Origin of the sequence: Petrocella sp. FN5 (genome assembly GCF_029210395.1) — a bacterium.
Lineage (GTDB): Bacteria > Bacillota > Clostridia > Lachnospirales > Vallitaleaceae > Petrocella.
Genome location: NZ_JARGDP010000012.1, coordinates 1 through 21,302 on the forward strand (window position 1 = coordinate 1; position 21,302 = coordinate 21,302).

19 protein-coding genes are annotated in these 21,302 nt (G+C 36.4%); 17 read left to right on the top strand and 2 right to left on the bottom strand.

Annotation, left to right across the window (positions count from 1 at the left end; all coding sequences use genetic code 11):
* Positions 1-130: 130 nt before the first annotated feature.
* The 7 genes from P0N36_RS05130 to P0N36_RS05160 all read left to right on the top strand — a co-directional run bounded on the left by P0N36_RS05130 (position 131) and on the right by P0N36_RS05160 (position 6,998).
* A complete protein-coding gene (locus P0N36_RS05130) occupies positions 131-823 on the top strand; it encodes a GntR family transcriptional regulator (protein WP_275841767.1) in 693 nt (230 codons plus the stop codon).
* 224 nt (positions 824-1,047) lie between these two features.
* The gene (locus P0N36_RS05135) at positions 1,048-2,211 is read left to right on the top strand and encodes a Gfo/Idh/MocA family protein (RefSeq protein WP_275841768.1); all 1,164 of its coding nucleotides are present in this window, start codon (positions 1,048-1,050) and stop codon (positions 2,209-2,211) included.
* A gap of 35 nt (positions 2,212-2,246) precedes the next feature.
* The gene (locus P0N36_RS05140; protein WP_275841769.1) at positions 2,247-3,311 is read left to right on the top strand and encodes a TRAP transporter substrate-binding protein; all 1,065 of its coding nucleotides are present in this window, start codon (positions 2,247-2,249) and stop codon (positions 3,309-3,311) included.
* Between the two features lie 273 nt (positions 3,312-3,584).
* Positions 3,585-4,025 carry a TRAP transporter small permease gene (locus P0N36_RS05145; protein WP_275841816.1) on the top strand — a complete coding sequence of 147 codons (441 nt, stop codon included), beginning with the start codon at positions 3,585-3,587 and terminating at the stop codon, positions 4,023-4,025.
* 19 nt (positions 4,026-4,044) lie between these two features.
* A complete protein-coding gene (locus tag P0N36_RS05150; protein ID WP_275841770.1) occupies positions 4,045-5,325 on the top strand; it encodes a TRAP transporter large permease in 1,281 nt (426 codons plus the stop codon).
* Between the two features lie 18 nt (positions 5,326-5,343).
* Positions 5,344-6,432, top strand: coding sequence for a Gfo/Idh/MocA family protein (locus tag P0N36_RS05155; RefSeq protein ID WP_275841771.1), 1,089 nt, complete (start codon positions 5,344-5,346; stop codon positions 6,430-6,432).
* Positions 6,433-6,521: 89 nt separating this feature from the next.
* Positions 6,522-6,998: a QueT transporter family protein gene (locus tag P0N36_RS05160; RefSeq protein WP_275841772.1), complete on the top strand. Its 477-nt coding sequence runs from the start codon at positions 6,522-6,524 to the stop codon at positions 6,996-6,998.
* Between the two features lie 112 nt (positions 6,999-7,110).
* Here the strand turns inward: P0N36_RS05160 and P0N36_RS05165 are convergent, their stop codons facing one another.
* The gene (locus tag P0N36_RS05165) at positions 7,111-7,962 is read right to left on the bottom strand and encodes a helix-turn-helix transcriptional regulator (RefSeq protein ID WP_275841773.1); all 852 of its coding nucleotides are present in this window, start codon (positions 7,960-7,962) and stop codon (positions 7,111-7,113) included.
* Positions 7,963-8,212: 250 nt separating this feature from the next.
* Between P0N36_RS05165 and P0N36_RS05170 the strand changes: the two genes are divergently transcribed.
* The 7 genes from P0N36_RS05170 to uxaC all read left to right on the top strand — a co-directional run bounded on the left by P0N36_RS05170 (position 8,213) and on the right by uxaC (position 15,131).
* A complete protein-coding gene (locus P0N36_RS05170; protein WP_275841774.1) occupies positions 8,213-9,277 on the top strand; it encodes a mannonate dehydratase in 1,065 nt (354 codons plus the stop codon).
* A 2-nt stretch (positions 9,278-9,279) separates the two neighbouring features.
* Entirely contained in the window at positions 9,280-9,954 is a 675-nt protein-coding gene (locus tag P0N36_RS05175) for an RraA family protein (RefSeq protein ID WP_275841775.1), read from the top strand.
* Between the two features lie 13 nt (positions 9,955-9,967).
* Positions 9,968-10,744, top strand: coding sequence for an SDR family NAD(P)-dependent oxidoreductase (locus P0N36_RS05180; protein WP_275841776.1), 777 nt, complete (start codon positions 9,968-9,970; stop codon positions 10,742-10,744).
* A gap of 28 nt (positions 10,745-10,772) precedes the next feature.
* A complete protein-coding gene (locus P0N36_RS05185; protein WP_275841777.1) occupies positions 10,773-11,816 on the top strand; it encodes a C4-dicarboxylate TRAP transporter substrate-binding protein in 1,044 nt (347 codons plus the stop codon).
* Positions 11,817-11,909: 93 nt separating this feature from the next.
* The gene (locus P0N36_RS05190; protein ID WP_275841778.1) at positions 11,910-12,395 is read left to right on the top strand and encodes a TRAP transporter small permease; all 486 of its coding nucleotides are present in this window, start codon (positions 11,910-11,912) and stop codon (positions 12,393-12,395) included.
* The gene (locus P0N36_RS05195) at positions 12,396-13,679 is read left to right on the top strand and encodes a TRAP transporter large permease (protein WP_275841779.1); all 1,284 of its coding nucleotides are present in this window, start codon (positions 12,396-12,398) and stop codon (positions 13,677-13,679) included. It begins immediately after the preceding gene.
* Positions 13,680-13,730: 51 nt separating this feature from the next.
* Positions 13,731-15,131 (top strand): glucuronate isomerase, encoded by a 1,401-nt coding sequence (gene uxaC / locus P0N36_RS05200; protein ID WP_275841780.1) that lies wholly within the window; start codon positions 13,731-13,733, stop codon positions 15,129-15,131.
* Positions 15,132-15,446: 315 nt separating this feature from the next.
* Here the strand turns inward: uxaC and P0N36_RS05205 are convergent, their stop codons facing one another.
* Entirely contained in the window at positions 15,447-16,562 is a 1,116-nt protein-coding gene (locus tag P0N36_RS05205) for an aminopeptidase (protein ID WP_275841781.1), read from the bottom strand.
* 279 nt (positions 16,563-16,841) lie between these two features.
* Here P0N36_RS05205 and asnS point away from each other — a divergent pair, with 279 nt between their 5' ends.
* Genes asnS through P0N36_RS05220 form a run of 3 tightly spaced genes read left to right on the top strand, consistent with a single transcriptional unit; the run spans position 16,842 to position 21,124 of the window.
* Entirely contained in the window at positions 16,842-18,233 is a 1,392-nt protein-coding gene (asnS, locus tag P0N36_RS05210) for an asparagine--tRNA ligase (RefSeq protein WP_275841782.1), read from the top strand.
* 19 nt (positions 18,234-18,252) lie between these two features.
* Entirely contained in the window at positions 18,253-20,076 is a 1,824-nt protein-coding gene (locus P0N36_RS05215) for a hypothetical protein (RefSeq protein ID WP_275841783.1), read from the top strand.
* Between the two features lie 13 nt (positions 20,077-20,089).
* Positions 20,090-21,124 (top strand): M42 family metallopeptidase, encoded by a 1,035-nt coding sequence (locus tag P0N36_RS05220; protein WP_275841784.1) that lies wholly within the window; start codon positions 20,090-20,092, stop codon positions 21,122-21,124.
* Positions 21,125-21,302: the final 178 nt, after the last annotated feature.

The window sequence follows — 21,302 nt, forward strand, 5'->3', positions numbered from 1 at the left end:
ACTTTATTTACTTTTTACATTGTAGCATTATATATGAACTTCAACAATAGAGATTAACCGACCGTAGACCATAATTGACATTAAAATATTAGTATGGTAACATATCATATTATATTGATAGGAGGATTCCATGGTACTTAAGTTGATTGAAAGAAACAAATATGATTCTGTCAGAGAATATGTATATAATACATTACGTGAAAATATTATGAACTTGGACTTGAAACCAGGAACGAATATAACTGAGAAGGATATTGCTGAAATGATGGAAGTAAGCCGAACACCTGTTAGAGAGGCTTTGCTTAAATTATCTCAAGAAGATTTACTGAATATATATCCACAAAAAGGTACGATTGTGTCATTGCTTGATATTAATTATATTGAACAAGCGATGTTTATAAGAATGAGCCTAGAAGTTGCAATCGTCAAGCTGGCGTGTCAAAAATTTTCAGAAGAGATCCTATATGAACTCAGAAAAAATTTGAATGACATGGCTTTTCAAATCAAGCAATTGGATATTAATACGAAGCGCTTGTTTTCTTACGACACAGAGTTCCACAAATTGCTTTATAAAGGAACTGGGATGATGCAGGCATGGTTTGTCATAACTCAAGTAAGCACCCACCTTAATCGAGCTAGGTATCTAAAGCTACTCACTTCGGACATTCATTGGGAAGGTATTATAAAGCAACATACAGAATTAGTGGATGCTCTTGAAAACAGGGAAACAGAAAAGGCCATAAAAGTATTAAATGCTCATCTTGGAGGGTTTGATATGGAGATATACAGATTAAAAGAAAACCATCAAGACCTATTCGTATAAAGAAAACCAAATTTATTCCGATAAATTTGGTTTTCTTTTGTTCTCTAGGAGCGTCATACTCTAGTATTCAGCTTTAAAACATAGCTTCATTTCTTCTTTGTGGGGTATTGAAAATTCCATAAAAAATTGATAGGAAAAGGTTGACAAGCCATTACTACCATGGTACCATACATTTATTACTATGGTAGTTACACTAGAATACAAAGAAAGGAGGAGATGAGAATATGCGCAAACTAGGCATTGCAATAATTGGTCTAGGAGCAATATCCAGTGTACACATAGAAGGCTATCTTAATTTTAAAGAGCAATGTGACATACGCGTTCTTTGTGATATGAATGTAGAAAAAGCAGACAAGATCATAAAAGACTTCGATATTAAAAATGCTACTGTGATTACGGATTGGCAAAAAGTATTGGATAAGGATGACATTGATCTGGTATCAATATGCTTACCACCTAGTCTTCATGCTACGATTGCAAAGCGAATTCTTGAATCGGGCAAAAATGTCCTTATTGAAAAACCTATGGCACTATCTTTGAAAGATTGCGATGACATTATTAGAATAGCAGAAGAGAATAAAGTACTTGTTAGTGTTGTCTCTCAGAATAGGTATAAGATTCCTGTGATGAAAGTGAAACAAATCATTGATCGTAAAATTGCCGGTCCTGTTTTGACTTCAATAGTTAATTCTTTTTGGTGGCGAGGTGGAAATTATTACGATATCTGGTGGCGTGGTAAATGGCAGAGTGAAGGTGGTGGATGCCTGATGAATCATTCTGTTCATCATATTGATTTATTACAATGGATCAATGGCATGCCAAGTAGTGTAACGGCTGTTATTAACAATCTGGTTCATGATAATTCGGAGTGCGAGGATCATGCTGTGGTAATCCTACAGTATCCCCAAATGACAGCACAATTGACTTCCTCATTATTGGCTCATAATGAAGAACAAGAGCTGATATTTCAGACAACAAAATGTAGACTATCTATTCCATGGAAACCTGCTGCATCAAAGGCTTTGGCAAATGGTTTTCCTGAAGAAAACACTCAGTTCCTAGAAGAAATTCAAGCCTATTATGAGTCCGTTGAAGAAATAAAATATGAAGGCCATACGGCTCAGATTCTAAATGTCATAAGAGCTATTAATGGTGAAGAAGACTTGCTAATCGATGGTAATGAAGGTAGAAAGACGATTGAAATAATAATGGCGATATACAAATCAGCATTATTAGGTAGAACTGTGGATTTGCCTTTAGAAAAAGAGGACGATTTTTATAATTTTGACACTTTCATTCAGTCAATGCCACATTTTAATGAGAAAACAATTAGTACAGAAGGGTATTCAGAAAATGTAATTACCTTAGGTAGAAATGTAGGAAAATGATGTATAAAAATATATTGAATCGGGAGGAATAGAGAATGAAAAGAATAACATCAATGTTATTGGTATTAAGTTTGGTTGCTATAGTATTTGTAGGATGCGCTGGAAAGGATTCAAATGTAACAGAGCCAATAAAAGAGAATGAAGAAGTTGAAACATCAGAAAATGAACCACTAGTAGATGATACAGTATATAAACTTAGAACTTCCACCAATTTAGGAGAGGTAGGAACAACAGGTTTAGCCTTAAAATATTTTGTTGATCAAGTTAATGAAAGATCAGGCGGAAGAATCGAAGCAACAGCTAATTATGGATCTGAACTTGGTAGTCAACTTGAGCAAGTAGAAATGGCACAGTTAGGTGATTTGGAAATGGTATGTGCAGCACCCGGTACCGGATTGGGTGGATGGGTTCCTGAATTAGCTATGTATGAGTTCCCTTTTATTTTTGACGACAATGAGCAATATAGAAAAGTTCTAGTAGATACCGAAGACGAAGTTACTAAGCTGGTTTCTGAGTATGGATTCACAGCGGCATCGGGACAATCCCAAGGTGCCAGAAATATTCTGACGCTTAAGCCGATTAATACAATTGAAGATTTAGCGGGTGTCAAAATGCGTGGACCCAATGTTGTATATACAGATATGTTTGACGCCCTTGGTGCTGCAGGAACGATAACCGGATGGAATGACATTTATACATCACTTCAAACAAAAGTCATTGAAGGATGTGAAGCTTCACCAAGTGCTCTCTATTCAATGAATTTTCATGAGCAAGCAAAGAATATGACGGTAACCAATCACATTATTGCGTGTACATACTATTTCTTTAATACGGAGTGGCTTGAGAGTTTACCAGATAACTTGAAAACAATTGTACTTGAAAGCGCAGAAGATGCAAGAGAATACCATGCAAAACTATATGATGAAGAAGATGCAATAGCATTACAAGCGATGATCGATGAAGGTGTTAATGTGATAGAATTATCACCAGAAGAAAAAGCAAAATTTGTTGAAGCATGTTCTGGAATGTTAGATGAGTACAGAGCAAAAGGCGATAATTGGAATGCTTTTATAGATGTATTATTAGCCGCAAAAAATTGATATAATATGAAGAATTACTATTGTTGGCATGATTACATTCGTAATTATGTCAACAATAGTATTCTGATTTCTATTAGGAAAGAGCCACTTCCCTAACAGAAATCAGAATACTAGCTTTAATGCATGGTCCTCATATGTGCTAAGAAGAAAGATTTTTTGTAACGAACCTCTTAGGTTAATACTATTATGGAAGGAACTGAAGTGATGATCAAAAAAATATACATTATATTAGACAGAATACGTTCGGTTGGGATTGTAAGTATATTCTCATTCATGCTTTTATTAAGTCTTCTGCAAATATTTCTCAGATATTTTTCCTTTCTGGGTTTGAGATTATTTACTTGGGGAGATGAGATTGTTAGATTATCAAGTATATGGGTGGTGTTTTTGGCAGCAAGTTTGGGTGTAAAGGAAAAAGCACATCTAAGTGTAGCCTTTTTTTTAGAAAAATATCTTCCAAAAAAATTAATGGTCAGTGTACAAAACATTGCAAGTCTTATTGTCATAGTAACCCAAGTATTTCTTATATACTATGGAAGCAGATATGCTCTAAATGCTGTCGGTAAAACCTTGCAGAACATTGATATGTCCATTGCATGGTTTTATGCAGCAATACCTGTAGGCTGTTTTTATTTATTGATGGACTATATTCTCATTTTGGTATACAAAGAGCATCCGTATTCAAGAAAAAAATTAAGCATAGATAAGAATTAATAAAAAATGGGAGGAAAATATGATACAAATACTATTAGTTTTTGCATGCCTAATCCTTTTTATACTTTTAGGCTTTCCAATATATATGTCTACCATAATTACTGGCATTATATTTGTTCTAGCAATGGATATATCGCCGACACTTGTCATTATAAAAATGTTTGGTAGCATAAACTCATTTGCATTAATGGCAATACCTTTTTTTATCATTGCAGGTAATATAATGATGAAAGCAGGTATAACGGATAAGTTGGTTAATTTTGCGAACGCCATTGTTGGTCAAATGAAAGGCGGATTAGGACATGTCAATATTGTGACATCAATGCTTTTTGGAGGCATCCAAGGTTCAGGTGCAGCAGATGCATCAGCTATTGGAGGCATGCTTATTCCTGCAATGGAAAAGCAAGGTTATGAAAAAGACTATGCTGTTGCGGTTACAGCTGCTTCTTCACTACTAAGTCCAATCATACCACCGAGTATTGCAATGATTCTCTACTCTTTTTACACAGAGATGTCCGTTGGTAAATTATTTCTAAGTGGTATTATTCCAGGGCTTACAATCGGAATAACTATGATGATCATCAATGCGCTGCTATATCGAAAAAGAGGGTATAAGTTTGAACTTCAAAAATTCAATTTTAAGAATTTATTGGTCACCTTTTTGGATTCATTTGGAGCTCTAATAATGCCTCTTATCATAGTTCTTGGGATTGTATTTGGTGTTGTTACACCAACTGAATCAGGTGTATTAGCTATTATATATGGACTTTTCTATGGCTTTATTGTTTCTAGATCACTCAAGTTAGATATGGTACCCAAAATATTGTTAGAATCGGCCATTACGACATCGGTTGTCTTAATGACAATTTCGGCTGCCGGCATTATCAGTAATGTTTTTGTTAGGATGAATCTCCAAGGTGAGATTGTCAATTTCTCTGTAAATGTTATTGGAAATCCATATATAGCAACATTCTTCTTAATCTTAATCATGATGATATTAGGTTGTTTTTTGGATCCTACCATACTCATTGCAATGTTTGCCACAAGCATACTAAGTGTCGGAACCTCTTTAGGTTTTGATCCAGTACATTATGGTATTATTATGATTATTGTTATGCAAATAGGCGCCATCACACCACCTGTTGGAACTTTTTTGTTTATTAGCTGCGGAATAGCCGGACTTCCTATAGAAAAAAGTGTAAAACCATTGGTGCCATTTATTCTATGTGTTTTAGTAATAGTTACAATTATGATATTTGTACCTGGGATGGCAACCTGGATACCAAGTTTAATAGGTTAAGGATAAAGGATGGATAATATGAGTAGAGCAGACGGCATGAATTATGCACCAAAAGGAAAACAAAAACCAGTTTGCAAAAAGGGGGATTTTGTTTTCTCTGTAATAGGCTTGAATCACGGCCATATTTATGGGATGTGTAATGGTCTTATTGAAGCGGGTGCAGAATTAAAGTCGGTTTATGACACAGATGAAGAACGGCTAAAGAGATTTGTAGATACTTACAAGAATGTCAAAATAGCCAAAAGCGAAGATGAAATACTTAATGACCATAGGATAAATATGATTGCGAGTGCTACAATCACATCAGAAAGAGGACCACTAGGTATGAAAGTGCTGGAGAGTGGTAAAGACTACTTTGTTGATAAAGCACCCTTTACAACTTTAGAACAACTAGAAATAGCTAGACAGAAAACGAAATACACCGGTAAAAAGTATATGGTTTATTATAGCGAACGACTTCATGTAGAAAGTTCAGTATTTGCTGAAGAACTTATCAAGGATGGCGCAATAGGAAAAGTAATACAGGTCATGGGTCTTGGTCCTCATAGATTAAATCCATCGAGTAGACCGGACTGGTTTTTTGAAAAAGAAAAGTATGGTGGCATCTTATGTGATATCGGAAGTCATCAGATCGAGCAATACCTCACTTTTGCAAATGTTAAGGATGCTACAGTTGTAAGAAGTCAGATTGCAAATTATAATAATCCACAATATCCTGAGTTGGAAGACTTTGGTGAAGCCATGTTAATTGGAGACAACGGTGCTACCAATTATTTTAGGGTCGATTGGTTCACACCAAAAGGGCTTCGTACATGGGGGGATGGAAGGACGATTATACTCGGAACCAATGGTTATATTGAGTTGAGAAAATATATTGATATTGGTAGAGAAGACACTTCAGATCATGTATACTTGGTAAACAATGAAGGTGAAAAGCACATTCATGTAGCAGGGAATGTTGGTTTCCCTTACTTTGGTAAACTAATCTTAGATTCGCTGAACAGAACTGAAAATGCGATGACACAAGAGCATGCTTTCAAAGCAGCTGAATTATCCTTAATAGCACAATCCTTGGCAGTAAGAATTAACCACAAAATAAAAGGTTAGGGCTTTTATTATGCCTTGTTTTATGCTATTATAGTCAACAGTCAGTTCGTAACCATCCTGACTATAAACAAAACTAGGAGGCTTTAAAAATGAATAAGAAAACGAAGTATCTGGTCCAATCCGGTGTGATTGCGGCGATCTATGTGGTGCTGGCCCAAGTCTTTGGCTTTATTGGATTTGGACCGATTCAGTTTAGGATTGCGGAAGCTCTGACGGTTCTGCCATTTTTTACCCCGGCAGCAATACCAGGTGTATTTATCGGGTGTTTGCTTGCCAATATTCTATATGGCGGTGTTTTGCTTGACGTTGTATTTGGATCTTTGACAACACTTTTAGCGGCTTATCTATCGTTTAAGCTTAAGAAGAACAAATGGATGGTCACAGTACCACCAATTCTTCTAAACGCAGCCATCATACCCTTTGTACTGAAATATGGCTATGGTGTACCCGAAGGTATTCCTTTTATGATGGGTACCATTTTCTTGGGACAATTCATCGTTGTCGGCATTATCGGTATGGTACTGCTTCATGCCTTGTTGCCAATCAAAGATAAGATTTTTGAATAAAAAAATTGAATAAGTAACAAAAATACACAGAGTATAAAATTAGTTTTTCTTCTCTGTGTATTTTAATGCCAACTTTTATATTTCTTTGGATAGAATACTTTAACCTAGACTACTAGTATATGCGTTTCTTACTCTGACGATACTTATGAGGTGAGATACCGTATTCTTGTTTGAAAATATGATAAAAATAGCTTAAACTTTGAAAACCTACATCAAAGGCTAAATCTATAATTTCATGATCAGAGTGCATAAGCATGTTTGCGACATAGTTAAGTCTTTTTGAATTAATATACTTAACAGGTGTGGTATGAAGGTGTTTTCTAAATTCTCGACAGATATGTTCTTTTGTTTTACCAGAAAGATTTTCTAAGTTATCCAAACCATTTGCTAAATTATCAATACTATCAAGCGATTTTAGTAGACGTTCAAGCCAAATAGGTAATATTGCTTTATCTGAAGGTACCTTATTATAAGTAACGGGTATAAAATATTTGGACATTACATCTATTAATTGAATTCTAAGATAAGTACGTATTTTTTCTTCTTCCTGAACTGGAAAAAGACTTAAGCGTTCAAGACGAGATTGTAGAAGGTTTTTCTCATTATGGCAAAGGGTAGTAACGGGAACCAATGCTAGTGACAAAAGTGTTTCTTTTATATCTGAACTATAGAGGTATTCAAATAATGAATCAATTGTAGAAGATGGGAATGCTAAGTTAATATGTGTACATTCGCCTAGAGATATTTTTGAATGAACATCGCCAGGTCTGACAAAGACCAATGAACCTTCAGTTAGATTAAATCTTTGGTCGACCAACTCATAGAGCATTTTACCACGGGTTATTAATGTTAATTCATAGAAGTCATGTACCTGTGGATATTGAGATGGATCAATTTGTGTATGGAAGGCAAAATGAGTTTCACTATTCATGTTAATAACATTTTTTGTATTGATATTATGCATTTTTCATATCCTCCATAAAACTGTCATAATATCAATATACAGCAGTATTAAAAAAAATACAACAAGATTATTACATAGATATAATATACAATAAATCTATAAATCATGGTGTTGTGCACAAGAAATATAGATTTATATAAAAAAATTTATTCACTTTTATTGATTTATTCTGTAATAAGAGATAATTAATTATAATTATTAAAAAGATGCTTAATTAAAAAAATTAATACTGTCAGAAATGAGGAATAAAATGAAACTGGGTATGGGTTTATATAAACATATGTTAACGGATGAAAATTTCCAATTTGCAAAACAAACAGGATGTACACATTTAATTGTGCATCTTGCGGAATATTATTCAAAAGACATTGTAACAGCTACAGATGCAGTCAATAATTATGGAAACTCTAAAGCTTTTGATGAAATATGGGAATTGGATAGTATGCTAGAATTGAAAGCAAGGGCTGCTGAATATGATCTTGAAATATTTGGAATTGAAAATTTTAGTCCTGCTGATTGGTATGATGTTCTATTAGATGGCCCCAAAAAATATGAGCAAATAGAGTATCTAAAGAAACTAATCAGAAATGCAGGAAAAGCAGGAATTAAGTCTTTTGGCTATAATTTTAGTCTTGCTGGGGTTTGGGGACATCAAAAAAAGAACATCGCAAGAGGTGGAGCAATAAGTGCATGTTTCAATGCAGATGAACTTGATATTGAAGCTCCAATTCCTAATGGTGAAGTGTGGAATATGACTTATAATTCTAATGGAGAAGGTAAATCTACCGAAGATATCGGATATGATGAACTTTGGAAACGATTAGAATGGTTTTTAAACGAAATATTGCCTGTCGCTGAGGAAGCGGGCGTAGATATGGCACTTCATCCTGATGATCCGCCAATGCCTTTTTTAAGAAAAACACCGAGATTAGTGTATCAACCAGAGCTGTATGAAAAACTAATTAAATTGGTTCCAAGTGATTCTAATAAAATAGAGTTTTGTATGGGCAGTATCCAAGAAATGACAGAAGGTAATCTCTATGATGCAATAGAAAAGTATGCATCAATGAATAAGATTAGTTACGTTCATTTTAGAAATGTTATTGGAAAAGTCCCCGATTATAAGGAAGTATTCCTTGATGAAGGTGACATCGATATGTTAAAAGCCTTGAGGCTGTTTAAAAAACACCACTTTGAGGGCGTTCTAATTCCGGACCACACACCTTTAATGACTTGTGATGCACCTTGGCATGCTGGAATGGCCTATGCATTGGGTTATATGAAAGCTGCAATGCGAATAGTACAGGAGGAATAAGTATGGAAAATCAGAAGTATAAAAATAATGATGAAGCGCTTTTTGAGGTCATTAAGAAGGAATTATACACACCTGTGGTTGGAGATATTCTAGATAGTATGGGATACTGTCATCAATTTTTACCACAGCCGGTGCAATCGATTAGGGAAGATTTCATTGTCGTTGGTTGGGCAATGCCAGTCCTTATGATTGACGTATATGGACCACAAAAAAAACCATTTGGACTTTTGACGGAAGCACTTGACCAGTTATTACCGGGAGAAGTTTACATAGCAAGCGGGGGTGAAATGCGATGTGCCTATTGGGGAGAGCTTCTAACTGCAACAGCTCGAACAAGAGGTGCGGTTGGTGCAGTTATCAACGGTTGGCATAGAGACACACCTATGGTATTAAGTCAGAACTGGCCAGTCTTCAGTAGGGGACGTTATGCGCAAGACTCTTCTGTGCGTACACAAGTAGCAGATTATCGTTGCAACATTGAGATTGGGGATGTATTGGTTAGATCGGGAGATCTTGTTTTTGGCGATATAGATGGTGTTCTGATAATCCCAAAAGAAACCGTAGAAGAAGTGCTTGAAAAGTCACTAGAAAAAGTTAGGGGTGAAAAGGTAGTAAGAAAAGCCATAGAAGCAGGTATGAGTTCGACAGCAGCTTTTGAAAAGTATGGTATTTTATAAAAAGGAGGGCAATATGGTAGAACAATCATTTATAAATGCATTTAGTTTGGAAGGGAACATAGCGGTTATTACAGGCGCAGCAACGGGTTTGGGAAATGCAATGGCAAAATGCTTAACATCTGCAGGAGCGAAGGTTATTGTTGTTGGTATAGAATCTGAAGAAATCCTAAAAAAAGCTTGTGAGGATATTGGCAACGATGCTGGTTATTACCAATTTAATGTGACAGATACTGATCATTCAGAGGAATTAGTTAAGCGTATAATTGAAGACCATGGTAAGATTGATATATTAATAAATAATGCGGGCATACATTGTAAAAAGCCAGTGGAAGACACTTCTATAAATGATTTTAATCGTGTTTTAGATGTACATTTAGTTGGCGCTTTTGCGCTGACAAAGGCAGTGATTCCATCAATGAGGTCAAATAAAAGTGGAAATATCATATTTATTTCCTCGATGTCAGCGTTCTTTGGACTTACTTCTGTAACGGCATATTCCGCTGCTAAATCAGCCGTACTTGGGCTTACGAGATCAATAGCCAGTGAAGTGTCCTGCGACAATGTTCGTGTCAATGCCATTGCACCGGGATTTATTGATTCGATAATGTTTAGAAAAGCTGTTGAAGGTGATGAGGATCGCCAAAATAAGATTTTAGGAAGAACGCCAATGAATAAATATGGTGATGCAATGGATATTGGATGGGCTGCGGTATATCTGTGTTCACCTGCTGCATCTTTTGTAACAGGCACTTGCTTAGCAGTTGATGGTGGATGTTTAATAGGTTTCTAAAAAATATTATATAAAAAAGGAGAAAATTATGAAGAAAATATTAGGATTAATGGTAGCATTGTTAATTGCATTTGCAACATTGGTAGGATGTACCCAAAAAGATACAAAGGTAGAAGAAGCTGAAGTATCAACAACTGAAGCAACAGAAGAAGCTACGACTACGGAGCCAGAAAAAGTAAGTATGAGATTTGGTAATACTCAAGGAGATAAAGATACACAATCCATGGGGCTGGCTGAAGTAAAGAGAAGAATGGAAGAAGAAACTAATGGCAATTTCCAAATTGAACTCTACTTTTCTTCTGCACTAGGTGGAACAGATGACCTTACAGAGCAGGCAATGCAAGGAGCACCTATTTTAACGGTTTCTGACCCAGGTAGACTGGCATCATTTGTTCCAGAATTTGGTGTAATTCAAGCACCCTATCTTTTGGATGACCCTAGCCAGTTAAATAAGTTGGTTGAAACAGAGACTTATAAAGCATGGGAAAAAGAATTTGAAGATCAAGGCTTAAAGCTTATTACTTCCAATTGGTATTCTGGTGCTCGTAACATGGTGGTTGATAAAGAAATAAATACACCTGCTGATTTAAATGGATTAAAGATTAGAACAATTGGTAGCCCACTTTTTACTGAAACAATAAATGCTATGGGCGCTATTGCAACACCTATGGATTGGGCAGAGGTTTATCCATCAATTCAACAAAAGGCCATTGATGGGGCAGAAGTACAGACACCTTCATCCTATGCAACGCGTCTTTATGAAATCTCTAAGTACACGAATAAAACGGAACATTTTCAATTAATTGGTTGTTTGGTCATGAGTAAAGAAGTTTTTGATTCTTGGAGTACGGAATACCAGGAGCTTTTTGTTAGAATTTGTAAAGAAGTAGGGGCAGAAAACCAAAAACTCGTTGTTAAACTTTCTAAAGAGTACGAGGACGAAATGGTAGAGCAAGGCATGATCGTTAGAGAAGTGGATAAAACACCTTTCATAGAAGCGGTTCAACCTGTGTATGAAAAATTAGGTTATGCTGAATTAAGAGATCAATTATTAGAAGAAATAAGCAAATAGTTTCAGTTGAAATTAACACATCCGGGCTTTATGTAACTTTCAATACGGGTGTGTTAATTTTCTAAAGTATAATTTTTCATATAGGAGGTCTCCATGGGAAAAGTTCTAAAAGTGATTTTCAGAATTGAGGAATTCATTTGTTCCACATTTTTTATTACAATTATTGGACTGGTTTTTGCATCCGCGGTTTTTAGATACCTGAAAATACCGATCCAATGGTCAATCGACATTACACAGATTTTGTTTGCGTGGGTAGCGTTTCTAGGAGCTGATATTGCATTAAGAAATGGCAAACTTTTAGGTGTTGATATACTAACAAGAAAGTTTTCAGATGTAATACAATATTATTTAAAGCTTTTTTGTAATGTATTGATTATCGTTGTTCTTTTTATTTTCATAGTATATGGATTTAACTTAAGTATCAGTAGCTGGCAAAGGTCATTTCAAACATTACCAATTAGCTACTCATTTGTAACACTTAGTTTGCCTGTTGGTTCTATTTTCATGTTGATGTCCAGTTTCACTAATATTTACAAGAATCATATCAATAGAAAAAGCATGAAAAAGGAGGTTGTATAAGTGGGCTTGCTAATAATTCTATTTATTTTTCTATTACTAATTAATATGCCAATTGCCTTCGTTATAGGAATTTCTGGACTGGGTTATTTCCTAACAAACAATGATATCCCTTTTGCAATTTCTATACAGAGAGTAGTAACTCAGACTCAATCCTACGCTTTTTTAGCTGTCCCTTTCTTTATTTTTGCAGGAAATTTAATGAATGAAACAGGTATAACCAAAGGTTTGTTGAGCTTATCTACGGTATTAACGCGCAAGATGGTTGGAGGTTTAGCACAAGTTAATGTTATTTTGAGTACATTGATGGGTGGGGTCTCAGGCTCGGCTACAGCAGATGCTGCAATGGAAATTAGAGTTCTTGGACCAAGTATGATTAAGCGGGGGTATTCGAAAGGGTATATTGCTGCTGTAACTTGTCTTACATCACTGATTACAGCTACGATTCCACCAAGCTTGGGACTAATTCTCTATGGTTTTGTAGGTGAGGTTTCCATTGGTAAACTTTTTGCCGCTGGTATCGTTCCTGGGTTTTTAATGATGTCGACACTCATGATAACGGTTAATCTCACAGCAAAAAAACGCGGATATGATATACCGAATCCTGATATAAAAGCGGCGTCTCTAAAAGAGATTTTGATAAATCTAAAAAAATCAGTTTGGGCTTTTATATTCCCAATCATTCTTATAGTCGGTATTCGATTTGGCTTATTTACACCTTCAGAATCAGGCGCATTTGCAGTTGTTTATGCTTTATTTGTCGGAAAATTCATTTATAAGGAATTGACTTGGACGTCCTTCAAAAATGCATTACGACATTCCGTACAAGACACAGGTGCTGTTATATTGATCATATCCTTATCCGGAATTTTTGGCTATGCACTCACTTATGACAAAGTTCCGGTAAAATTATCTCAATTGCTTTTTGGTATAACAACAAATCCATCACTGTTATTAATTATTATTCTATTGTTTCTTCTTGTATCCGGCATGTTTGTCGATAGTAATGTAAATATCTTACTGCTCACACCAATCTTTTTGCCGATGGTTACCCAGTTGGGTGTGGATCCAGTTCATTTTGGTATATTAATGATGACGATTGTCACAATGGGTGTTATGACACCACCGGTAGGTACGGCACTCTATGTTGTATGTGGGATTGTTGAATGTCCGATAGAGGACTTTATTAAAGATGCAATTCCATTTTATGCTGCAGTGTTTGCATTAATTATTATCTTGGTATTTTTCCCTCAGGTAGTTATGTTCTTGCCAAACCTACTGTTTTAGAAATATATAAGGATTTGAAAACTAAACGGCTTAGATCCTATAGGAGAAAAAATGAAAAAATTTATGAGTGAAAATTTTATGTTGGATAATGAAGTGGCTGTAGAACTATATCATACATATGCAGTTCATCAACAGATTATTGATTATCATTGTCACTTGAGTGTGCGAGAAATATATGAAAATAAACAGCCTCAGAATATAACACAATTGTGGCTTTATGGTGACCATTATAAATGGCGTTTGATGCGTTCTAATGGTATTTCGGAGTTCTTCATTACAGGCAATGCGAGTGATTATGAAAAATTTGAGGCATATGCACAAGCCTTACCTTATGCCATTGGTAATCCTTTATATCATTGGACACATCTTGAACTTCAGCGTTATTTTTCAATAGATACATGGCTCTCTCCAAAAACAACAAAGAAAATATGGGACAGCTGTAATGATAAGATTGAAAAAGGCGATTATTCACCACGCAAGTTACTTGAAACATCAAACATCTACGCACTCTGTACGACTGAAGATCTAATGGATACATTGGAATATCACAAGCTTCTTGATCAGGATGAAAGCTTTACAGTGAAAGTTTTACCTGCGATGAGGCCGGATAAACTTTTAAATATTGAATCAGATGACTTTTCTATGTATATAAAGAATATGTCTGAAATCACGGACGTTGAAATCCGTAATTATCAAGATTTAAAAAAAGCTGTATTAATAAGAATAGAAGAATTTGTCCAATGTGGATGCATAGCAAGTGACCATGGTTTTGAAAAAATGCCTTATAGGCGATCAACAGAAGAAGAAGCTAACGCAATATTTGTGAAAGCTATGAACGGGCAGTCTATTTCTGAAGAAGATTCTGAAAAGTATAAAACAATGCTTATGTTATTTCTTGCCAAGGAATACCATCGTTTAGGTTGGGCAATGGAATTACATATTGGCCCTATACGAAGTAGAAACACAAGAATGGTAGAGATGGTTGGAGAGAGCTCTGGATTTGACTCGATAGGAGATCATAGTATGGCGATAGCGGTTTCTTCATTTTTGAATGATTTAGAGATGACGGTGCAGCTGCCAAAAACGATTTTATTCTCTATCAATGATAAAGATAATGGCGTAATAGCAACAATGTTGGGAAATTTTCAAGATGATAAATACCCATCTAAAATACAATTTGGTTCTGCATGGTGGTTTCAAGATCATAGGGATGGTATGGAAAAACAAATGCGTGATTTGGCGAATGCCGGCCTCTTGGGTAGATTTATCGGTATGTTAACAGATTCGCGAAGCTTTTTATCCTATCCAAGACACGAGTATTTTCGACGTATCTTCTGTAATCTGATTGGGTCATGGATAGAAAACGGTGAATACCCATATGATTTAGAAGCCATTGAGATGTTGGTTACAGGTGTATGTTTCAAAAATGCAAAAGAATACTTTGGAATATAATTGACCAATCAATTTCTGGTATTAAATAAAAAATTTCCAAAACTAATGTTGAGGTGATATATTCGCTTCAACATTTTTTTGAGCTTATACTGATTATTACGTTCCAGTTCCTAAAAGCCAAGAACAAAGAGGCTACGCCTCGCTTTGCAAAGCAAATTGTTCCGGCAGGAAAGATTCCCTTGATAGTTAATGCGTTGTTCCAACGCATTAACATAGCAGAGACTTTTTGGAGAAGAAAAAGGTCTCTAAGTGTTCACTTAGAGACCTGGTTAACTCACGAATATAGGGATTACCCCTAACTGATAAAGAGCCTTATTATTTTAGATTCTCTGGGTTCAGTGGCAAGAGGGCCTCATGTACAAATTGCCCGTCTTTACGAATCAGCACGCCGTCAAAATAGATCTCACCACCACCATATTCAGGGGTCTGAATACACACGAGATCCCAATGAATGGCGGACTTGTTACCATTGTTGCATTCATCATAAGCGCTACCAGGGGTAAAGTGGAAGCTGCCCATGATTTTCTCATCAAATAAAGTATCTTTCATAGGATCAAGGATATAAGGGTTGACACCAATGGCAAACTCGCCAATATACCTTGCGTTCTCGTCGGTATCAAAGACTTCATTGATTCTCTTAGTATTATTGGCTTTTGCATCCACAATCTTACCATCTTTGAAGGTCAATTCAATATTTTCATAGGTAAAGCCTTGGTATACGGCCGGCGTGTTGTATCTAAGTGCACCATTGACAGAATCACGTACCGGTGCACTGTATACTTCACCATCAGGAATATTGACTTGACCATCGCATTTGATGGCCGGTAGACCCTTAATTGAGAATCTCAAATCCGTTCCCGGACCTAGGATATGCACTTGATCGGTTTTTTTCATAAGTTCTACCAGTGCATCCATAGCGATGGACATTTTACCATAGTCTAAGTTACAGACATTGTAATAAAAATCTTCAAAGCCAGAAGTGCTTTGGTTGGCCAATTGAGCCATAGAAGCGTTGGGGTATCTAAGCACAACCCATTTGGTTGTGTTGACCCTGATGTCACTGTGTATGGGGTTGAACCAGTATTTCTGGTAGAGAGCCAGTTTTTCAGCGGGCACATCGCTCCACTCTGAAACATTATCAGACCCACGTACACCAATATAACAGTCCATCTCCTGCATACGAATGGATTCCCATTTACATTTGATTTCAAAAAATTCCTGAGTCGCACCAAGGAGCTGTTCTCTTACAACACGATAATCTGTTGCCTGAAGAAAAGGATACCCCCCAGCTGCTAATACTTCTTTGACCAGTTTCCTTGCCAAATCCTCTGTTTCTGAACCGATGTATTCTATAAGGACTTTTTCTTTCGGTTGAACTTTACATGCGTAATTGACTAAATTCTTAGCCAAGGTTATAATTCTTGCATCCATTTTATGTTCCTTTCTATTAAAGAACCCTTTAAGGGTTCAAGTATTATAGGTATCTCTAGTTCTGCATTCTTTTCACTCTATTATACCAAAGATGGTTAAGAAAGAAAAGAGCGTTAAAATATTTTTTACGTCTATGAAAGCTAGACTCATTTTTTTGATGCCCTAAATATTATTTAAAGAATTTGTCATATATGAAGTTAAGGAATATGCTACAATAGTCATAAGATCAACGAATAGAAAATAAGCCCACTTGGGAAAAACATTTTGAGGAGATTAGTGATGAATAATACTGAAGTAAAAGCTATTTACAAGCACCCGGAAGCCTACTATGGGGATAAAATTCAGATTTCAGGCTGGATTCGAAGCGTAAGGGCATCTAATGCCTTTGGTTTTATGGTGCTGAATGACGGAACATGCTTTAATACGATTCAAGTGGTTATGGACAGTGATCTTGAAAACTATAAGGAACTTTCCAAGCAAAACGTAGGTGCCGCTGTTGTTGTTGAAGGTGTAGTGGTAGAGACGCCGGAAGCAAAACAGGCTTTTGAGATCAAAGCCGATAAGATTACAGTTGAGGGTGAATCAGCCAGTGATTATCCCCTTCAGAAAAAACGCCATGGTTTTGAATACCTACGTACCATTGCTCACTTAAGACCTAGAACCAATACTTTTTCAGCTGTATTTAGAGTACGCTCTCTTACGGCTTTTGCCATTCATCAGTTTTTTAATGAAAAAGGCTTTGTTTATGTACATACCCCAATCATAACAGGCAGTGACTGTGAAGGTGCTGGGGAGATGTTTAGAGTATCTACTCTGCCACCTCTTGATGTACCCAAAAATGAAGAAGGTGCAGTGGATTACAAGGAAGATTTTTTTGGCAAAGAAGCCAATCTTACAGTCAGTGGTCAGTTAAATGTGGAAACCTATGCTATGGCATTTAGAAATGTATATACTTTTGGACCGACTTTTAGAGCGGAAAACTCTAATACGCCAAGACACGCGGCAGAGTTTTGGATGATTGAGCCGGAAATGGCCTTTGCAGATCTTAAAGATGATATGGACCTTGCAGAAGAGATGATCAAATATATTATTCGTTATGTAAGGGAAAAGGCACCGGAAGAAATGGCTTTCTTTAATCAGTTTGTGGATAAATCCTTGTTTGACCGCTTAGATAAGGTTGCCAATAGTGATTTTGAGAGAGTGACTTATACCGAGGCAATAGAATTACTTCAAAATAGCGGCAAAGCTTTTGAGTATCCTGTTAGCTGGGGCGGGGATTTACAAACGGAACATGAGCGCTACTTAACAGAAGAGGTCTTTAACAAACCAGTGTTTGTAACGGATTATCCTAAGGACATTAAGGCTTTTTATATGAAGATGAATGAGGATGAAAAAACAGTTGCTGCCATGGACCTTCTGGTTCCGGGTGTTGGAGAGATTATTGGTGGTAGTCAAAGAGAAGATGACCTAGATAAGCTGCTAAGCAGAATGGAAGCGATGGGTCTTAATGAAGAAGATTATTGGTGGTATTTGGACATCAGAAAATACGGTGGCACGCGTCATGCCGGTTTTGGCCTAGGCTTTGAGCGTATGATTATGTATATCACCGGTATGAGTAATATTCGTGATGTTGTATCATTCCCTAGAACAGTTCATAATCTGGAAATCTAAATTAATGGAGGGTTAAGTTATGTCAGAAGAAAAAAAAGATGAATTATTGGATAACTTAACAGTGAAATTGGAAAAAGGAATCAAGTCGATGGCTACCTTAAAATCATTTGCCATTGGCCTCTTTATTCTTTTTGTGCTTGGGTGTGCCATATTGACCTACATGCAATTTGCTACATTTGAGCAGTTCCAAAAGGGTGAGTCTGCCATGGAATATATAGAAAAAGATAAAGAAAATTGGGTATATGAAGATCATGGTCTGGATATTCTTATTTCTGAGAATGTTATTGCCCACGAACTGTCCATCTTGATTGCTAAAGATGTGAAAGATACAGCCTATAATTTGGAACATCTCTATTATGATGGTAAGAAGCAAGCTTTGAAGTTGAATCTGACCTTTGCCGGTTTCTATCTTCCGATTGTATATTATATGGAATATTCTGAAGATGAAGGCAACCTTAGAGTGTCTTATGATAAGGTTGGTATAGGACGACATGAATTCAAAGTCATTGGTCCATTGAAATATCTGATAAATAGAGGTAGAGTAAGCCGGCTGATTCATGAAATGCGTATTGATTTGACCCAATATGGCAAGCCATCAGGCCTTGATCTTATGTATGTTGTGCCCATGGACCAAGACTTGAAGCTTAACTTTGTCGTGAATGAAGAAGAGATACAGGTTGTTATTGAGCAGATGAGAGGTGCCATAAACAAAGAACTACTACCTATTTACAGGGCCAGTTCATCCCCTCTAGCAGCAGAGGCTGTTGATCTATTAGAACAGATTTATCCTTTATCAGCAGACCAAATGAAACGTATGATTAAAGATGTAACCGGTGGGCGAGAACTGGTCAGACATTTATTGGTGTTAACCAATGAAACAATGACCAACCAGATTGTATTAGAGCTCCAGAAACAAGGATTTGATCTTGACAGGGAACAAATTGCCCTTGATCGAAAGGCACTTGAAGGCCAGATTATTGATGAGTATGCTGTAGAGATTTTTAATGGTTTGGAAGCATATTTTTCAGATCAGATTGTGGCTTATAACAACGGACGTCCTTTTGATTTGCTCAATATGAAAACAGTCACGATCCAAGATATCGTCAGAAACTATAACATTAAGATTGAGGATAGCATATTGGAACGTATGAACTTTGTATTAGTGGATGGCTTTAGTATTGCCTATGAAGTCGACCCATCGACCTATTATATTAAGTCTTTAGATGGTTTTGAGGTACTTTCAAAGGAAGACTATGAACAGCTTCCGGGATCAGGACCCTATATCGAACCAAAACTTGTAACAGATTTAGAGATGTGGCAAGAAGTTGAGACTATCCTTATGGAAAAATTCGAGGTGGAACGGATATTTATTCGTTATATGAAGACAGATGGTAGATCAATTTTTACCATAGCATCTCCTGTTAATAACCCACAGATATATTTGAGTGTTGCCATGATAAAAGACGACACCATTAAAATATTAGAGGATAATGTACAATCTATAGAAGCTTTATTAGAGGCACATCCCGACTTTAACATTGAGACGGTAACGCGAGAAATTGAGACCGTTCAACTGAAGAAAATATCTGAAGAAATACAGGCCTATATACTTGAAGATATGTATCAACAGGGAAAACTTAACCACCCTAGTAATTATACGATAGAATACAGCTCATTTGACGGTAAGTATATATCATTTTTAGTTTCAAATGGAGAAGAATACGTCTATAGGGTTGAGGATACATCTTTTGGTACCTATTTGGCAACGGTTTATGACAAGGAAAAGGCCATCAGAAATTGGCGAGACATACCTAAGATTATTTTATTACAAGACAAACCTTAAGAAGGACTATAATATGATGGATATGAACTATATTAAGGAACAACTCAGTAGTTTGGTTGGCATTCACAGTCCCAGTGGTTTTTGTGATGCTGTCACCGATTATGTGAAAAAAGAAGCCAGCCGTCTTGGTTATGAGGTGAACTATACTCAAAAAGGCGGTATCTATATCACCATAAAAGGCGTCAATGACAAGGAAGCCATTGGCATGGCTTCTCATTTGGACACCCTTGGTGCTATGGTTAGATCCATTAATGACGATGGTACGATTCGGTTTACCAGTATTGGTGGCTATATGATGTCAACGATTAATGGTGCCTATTGTAGCATTTATACAAGAGACGGTAAGATCTATAAAGGTACTATGCTGTCTAAGAAAGCTTCGGTTCATGTTTATGAAGACATAGATGATTATAAGCTCATAGAAGAAAATATGTTGATTCGTGTAGATGAGCAAGCAAGTACTAAAGCAGATATCTTAAAGCTTGGCATTGAAGTTGGGAATTTTATTGGAATTGATCCTATGTACCGAGAAACAGAATCTGGCTTTATTAATTCCAGACACTTGGATAATAAAGCAGGTGCAGCTGTATTACTTGGTTTGCTTGAGACCATCAAAAGCGAAAAAATAGTATTTAAAAATACCTTGCAGGTTATTTTTACAACCTACGAAGAAGTGGGGCATGGTGCTTCTTTTATTCCGGATAATATTAAAACACTGATTGCTGTAGACATGGGTGCCATAGGTGAAGACCTTAGTTGCACAGAACAAGACGTTTCCATCTGTGTAAAGGATTCTTCCGGACCCTATGACCATAAACTGGTATCAGAGCTTCTTGAGATTGCTAAGGACAAGAAGCTGAATTACGCACTGGATGTCTATCCCCACTATGGTTCAGATGCCAGTGCAGCCCTTAAAAGTGGTGCTAATATCAGAGCCGCTTTGGTAGGGCCTGGGATTCATGCATCCCATGGTATGGAGCGCACCCATGAAAAAGCCTTGGAACAGACCCTATTGTTGTTACTAGGTTATTTGGAAAAGATTAAATAAATCGTCATTTCGTCAATAAAAAGCTTATATTTACATACATTAGCAGCCTATAATACCAGAAGAAGCCAACATCGACCATGAAGTTCCTGGAAGCAGTGTATGTGATGAAGTTAGTCAGCATGGATGCTGACCGTCGACTTTTGGTGCATGGATGCATCAATCGGAGACCGTAATCATA

Excerpts from the sequence above, each read along its gene's own strand:
- P0N36_RS05155 (WP_275841771.1), top strand. The coding sequence starts at position 5,344 with ATGAGTAGAGCAGACGGCATGAATTATGCACCAAAAGGAAAACAAAAA.
- P0N36_RS05135 (WP_275841768.1), top strand. The coding sequence starts at position 1,048 with ATGCGCAAACTAGGCATTGCAATAATTGGTCTAGGAGCAATATCCAGT.
- P0N36_RS05185 (WP_275841777.1), top strand. The coding sequence starts at position 10,773 with ATGAAGAAAATATTAGGATTAATGGTAGCATTGTTAATTGCATTTGCA.
- P0N36_RS05180 (WP_275841776.1), top strand. The coding sequence starts at position 9,968 with ATGGTAGAACAATCATTTATAAATGCATTTAGTTTGGAAGGGAACATA.
- P0N36_RS05205 (WP_275841781.1), bottom strand. The coding sequence starts at position 16,562 with ATGGATGCAAGAATTATAACCTTGGCTAAGAATTTAGTCAATTACGCA.
- P0N36_RS05175 (WP_275841775.1), top strand. The coding sequence starts at position 9,280 with ATGGAAAATCAGAAGTATAAAAATAATGATGAAGCGCTTTTTGAGGTC.
- P0N36_RS05130 (WP_275841767.1), top strand. The coding sequence starts at position 131 with ATGGTACTTAAGTTGATTGAAAGAAACAAATATGATTCTGTCAGAGAA.
- P0N36_RS05140 (WP_275841769.1), top strand. The coding sequence starts at position 2,247 with ATGAAAAGAATAACATCAATGTTATTGGTATTAAGTTTGGTTGCTATA.
- P0N36_RS05190 (WP_275841778.1), top strand. The coding sequence starts at position 11,910 with ATGGGAAAAGTTCTAAAAGTGATTTTCAGAATTGAGGAATTCATTTGT.
- asnS (WP_275841782.1), top strand. The coding sequence starts at position 16,842 with ATGAATAATACTGAAGTAAAAGCTATTTACAAGCACCCGGAAGCCTAC.
- P0N36_RS05215 (WP_275841783.1), top strand. The coding sequence starts at position 18,253 with ATGTCAGAAGAAAAAAAAGATGAATTATTGGATAACTTAACAGTGAAA.
- P0N36_RS05165 (WP_275841773.1), bottom strand. The coding sequence starts at position 7,962 with ATGCATAATATCAATACAAAAAATGTTATTAACATGAATAGTGAAACT.
- uxaC (WP_275841780.1), top strand. The coding sequence starts at position 13,731 with ATGAAAAAATTTATGAGTGAAAATTTTATGTTGGATAATGAAGTGGCT.
- P0N36_RS05145 (WP_275841816.1), top strand. The coding sequence starts at position 3,585 with ATGCTTTTATTAAGTCTTCTGCAAATATTTCTCAGATATTTTTCCTTT.
- P0N36_RS05150 (WP_275841770.1), top strand. The coding sequence starts at position 4,045 with ATGATACAAATACTATTAGTTTTTGCATGCCTAATCCTTTTTATACTT.
- P0N36_RS05170 (WP_275841774.1), top strand. The coding sequence starts at position 8,213 with ATGAAACTGGGTATGGGTTTATATAAACATATGTTAACGGATGAAAAT.
- P0N36_RS05160 (WP_275841772.1), top strand. The coding sequence starts at position 6,522 with ATGAATAAGAAAACGAAGTATCTGGTCCAATCCGGTGTGATTGCGGCG.
- P0N36_RS05220 (WP_275841784.1), top strand. The coding sequence starts at position 20,090 with ATGATGGATATGAACTATATTAAGGAACAACTCAGTAGTTTGGTTGGC.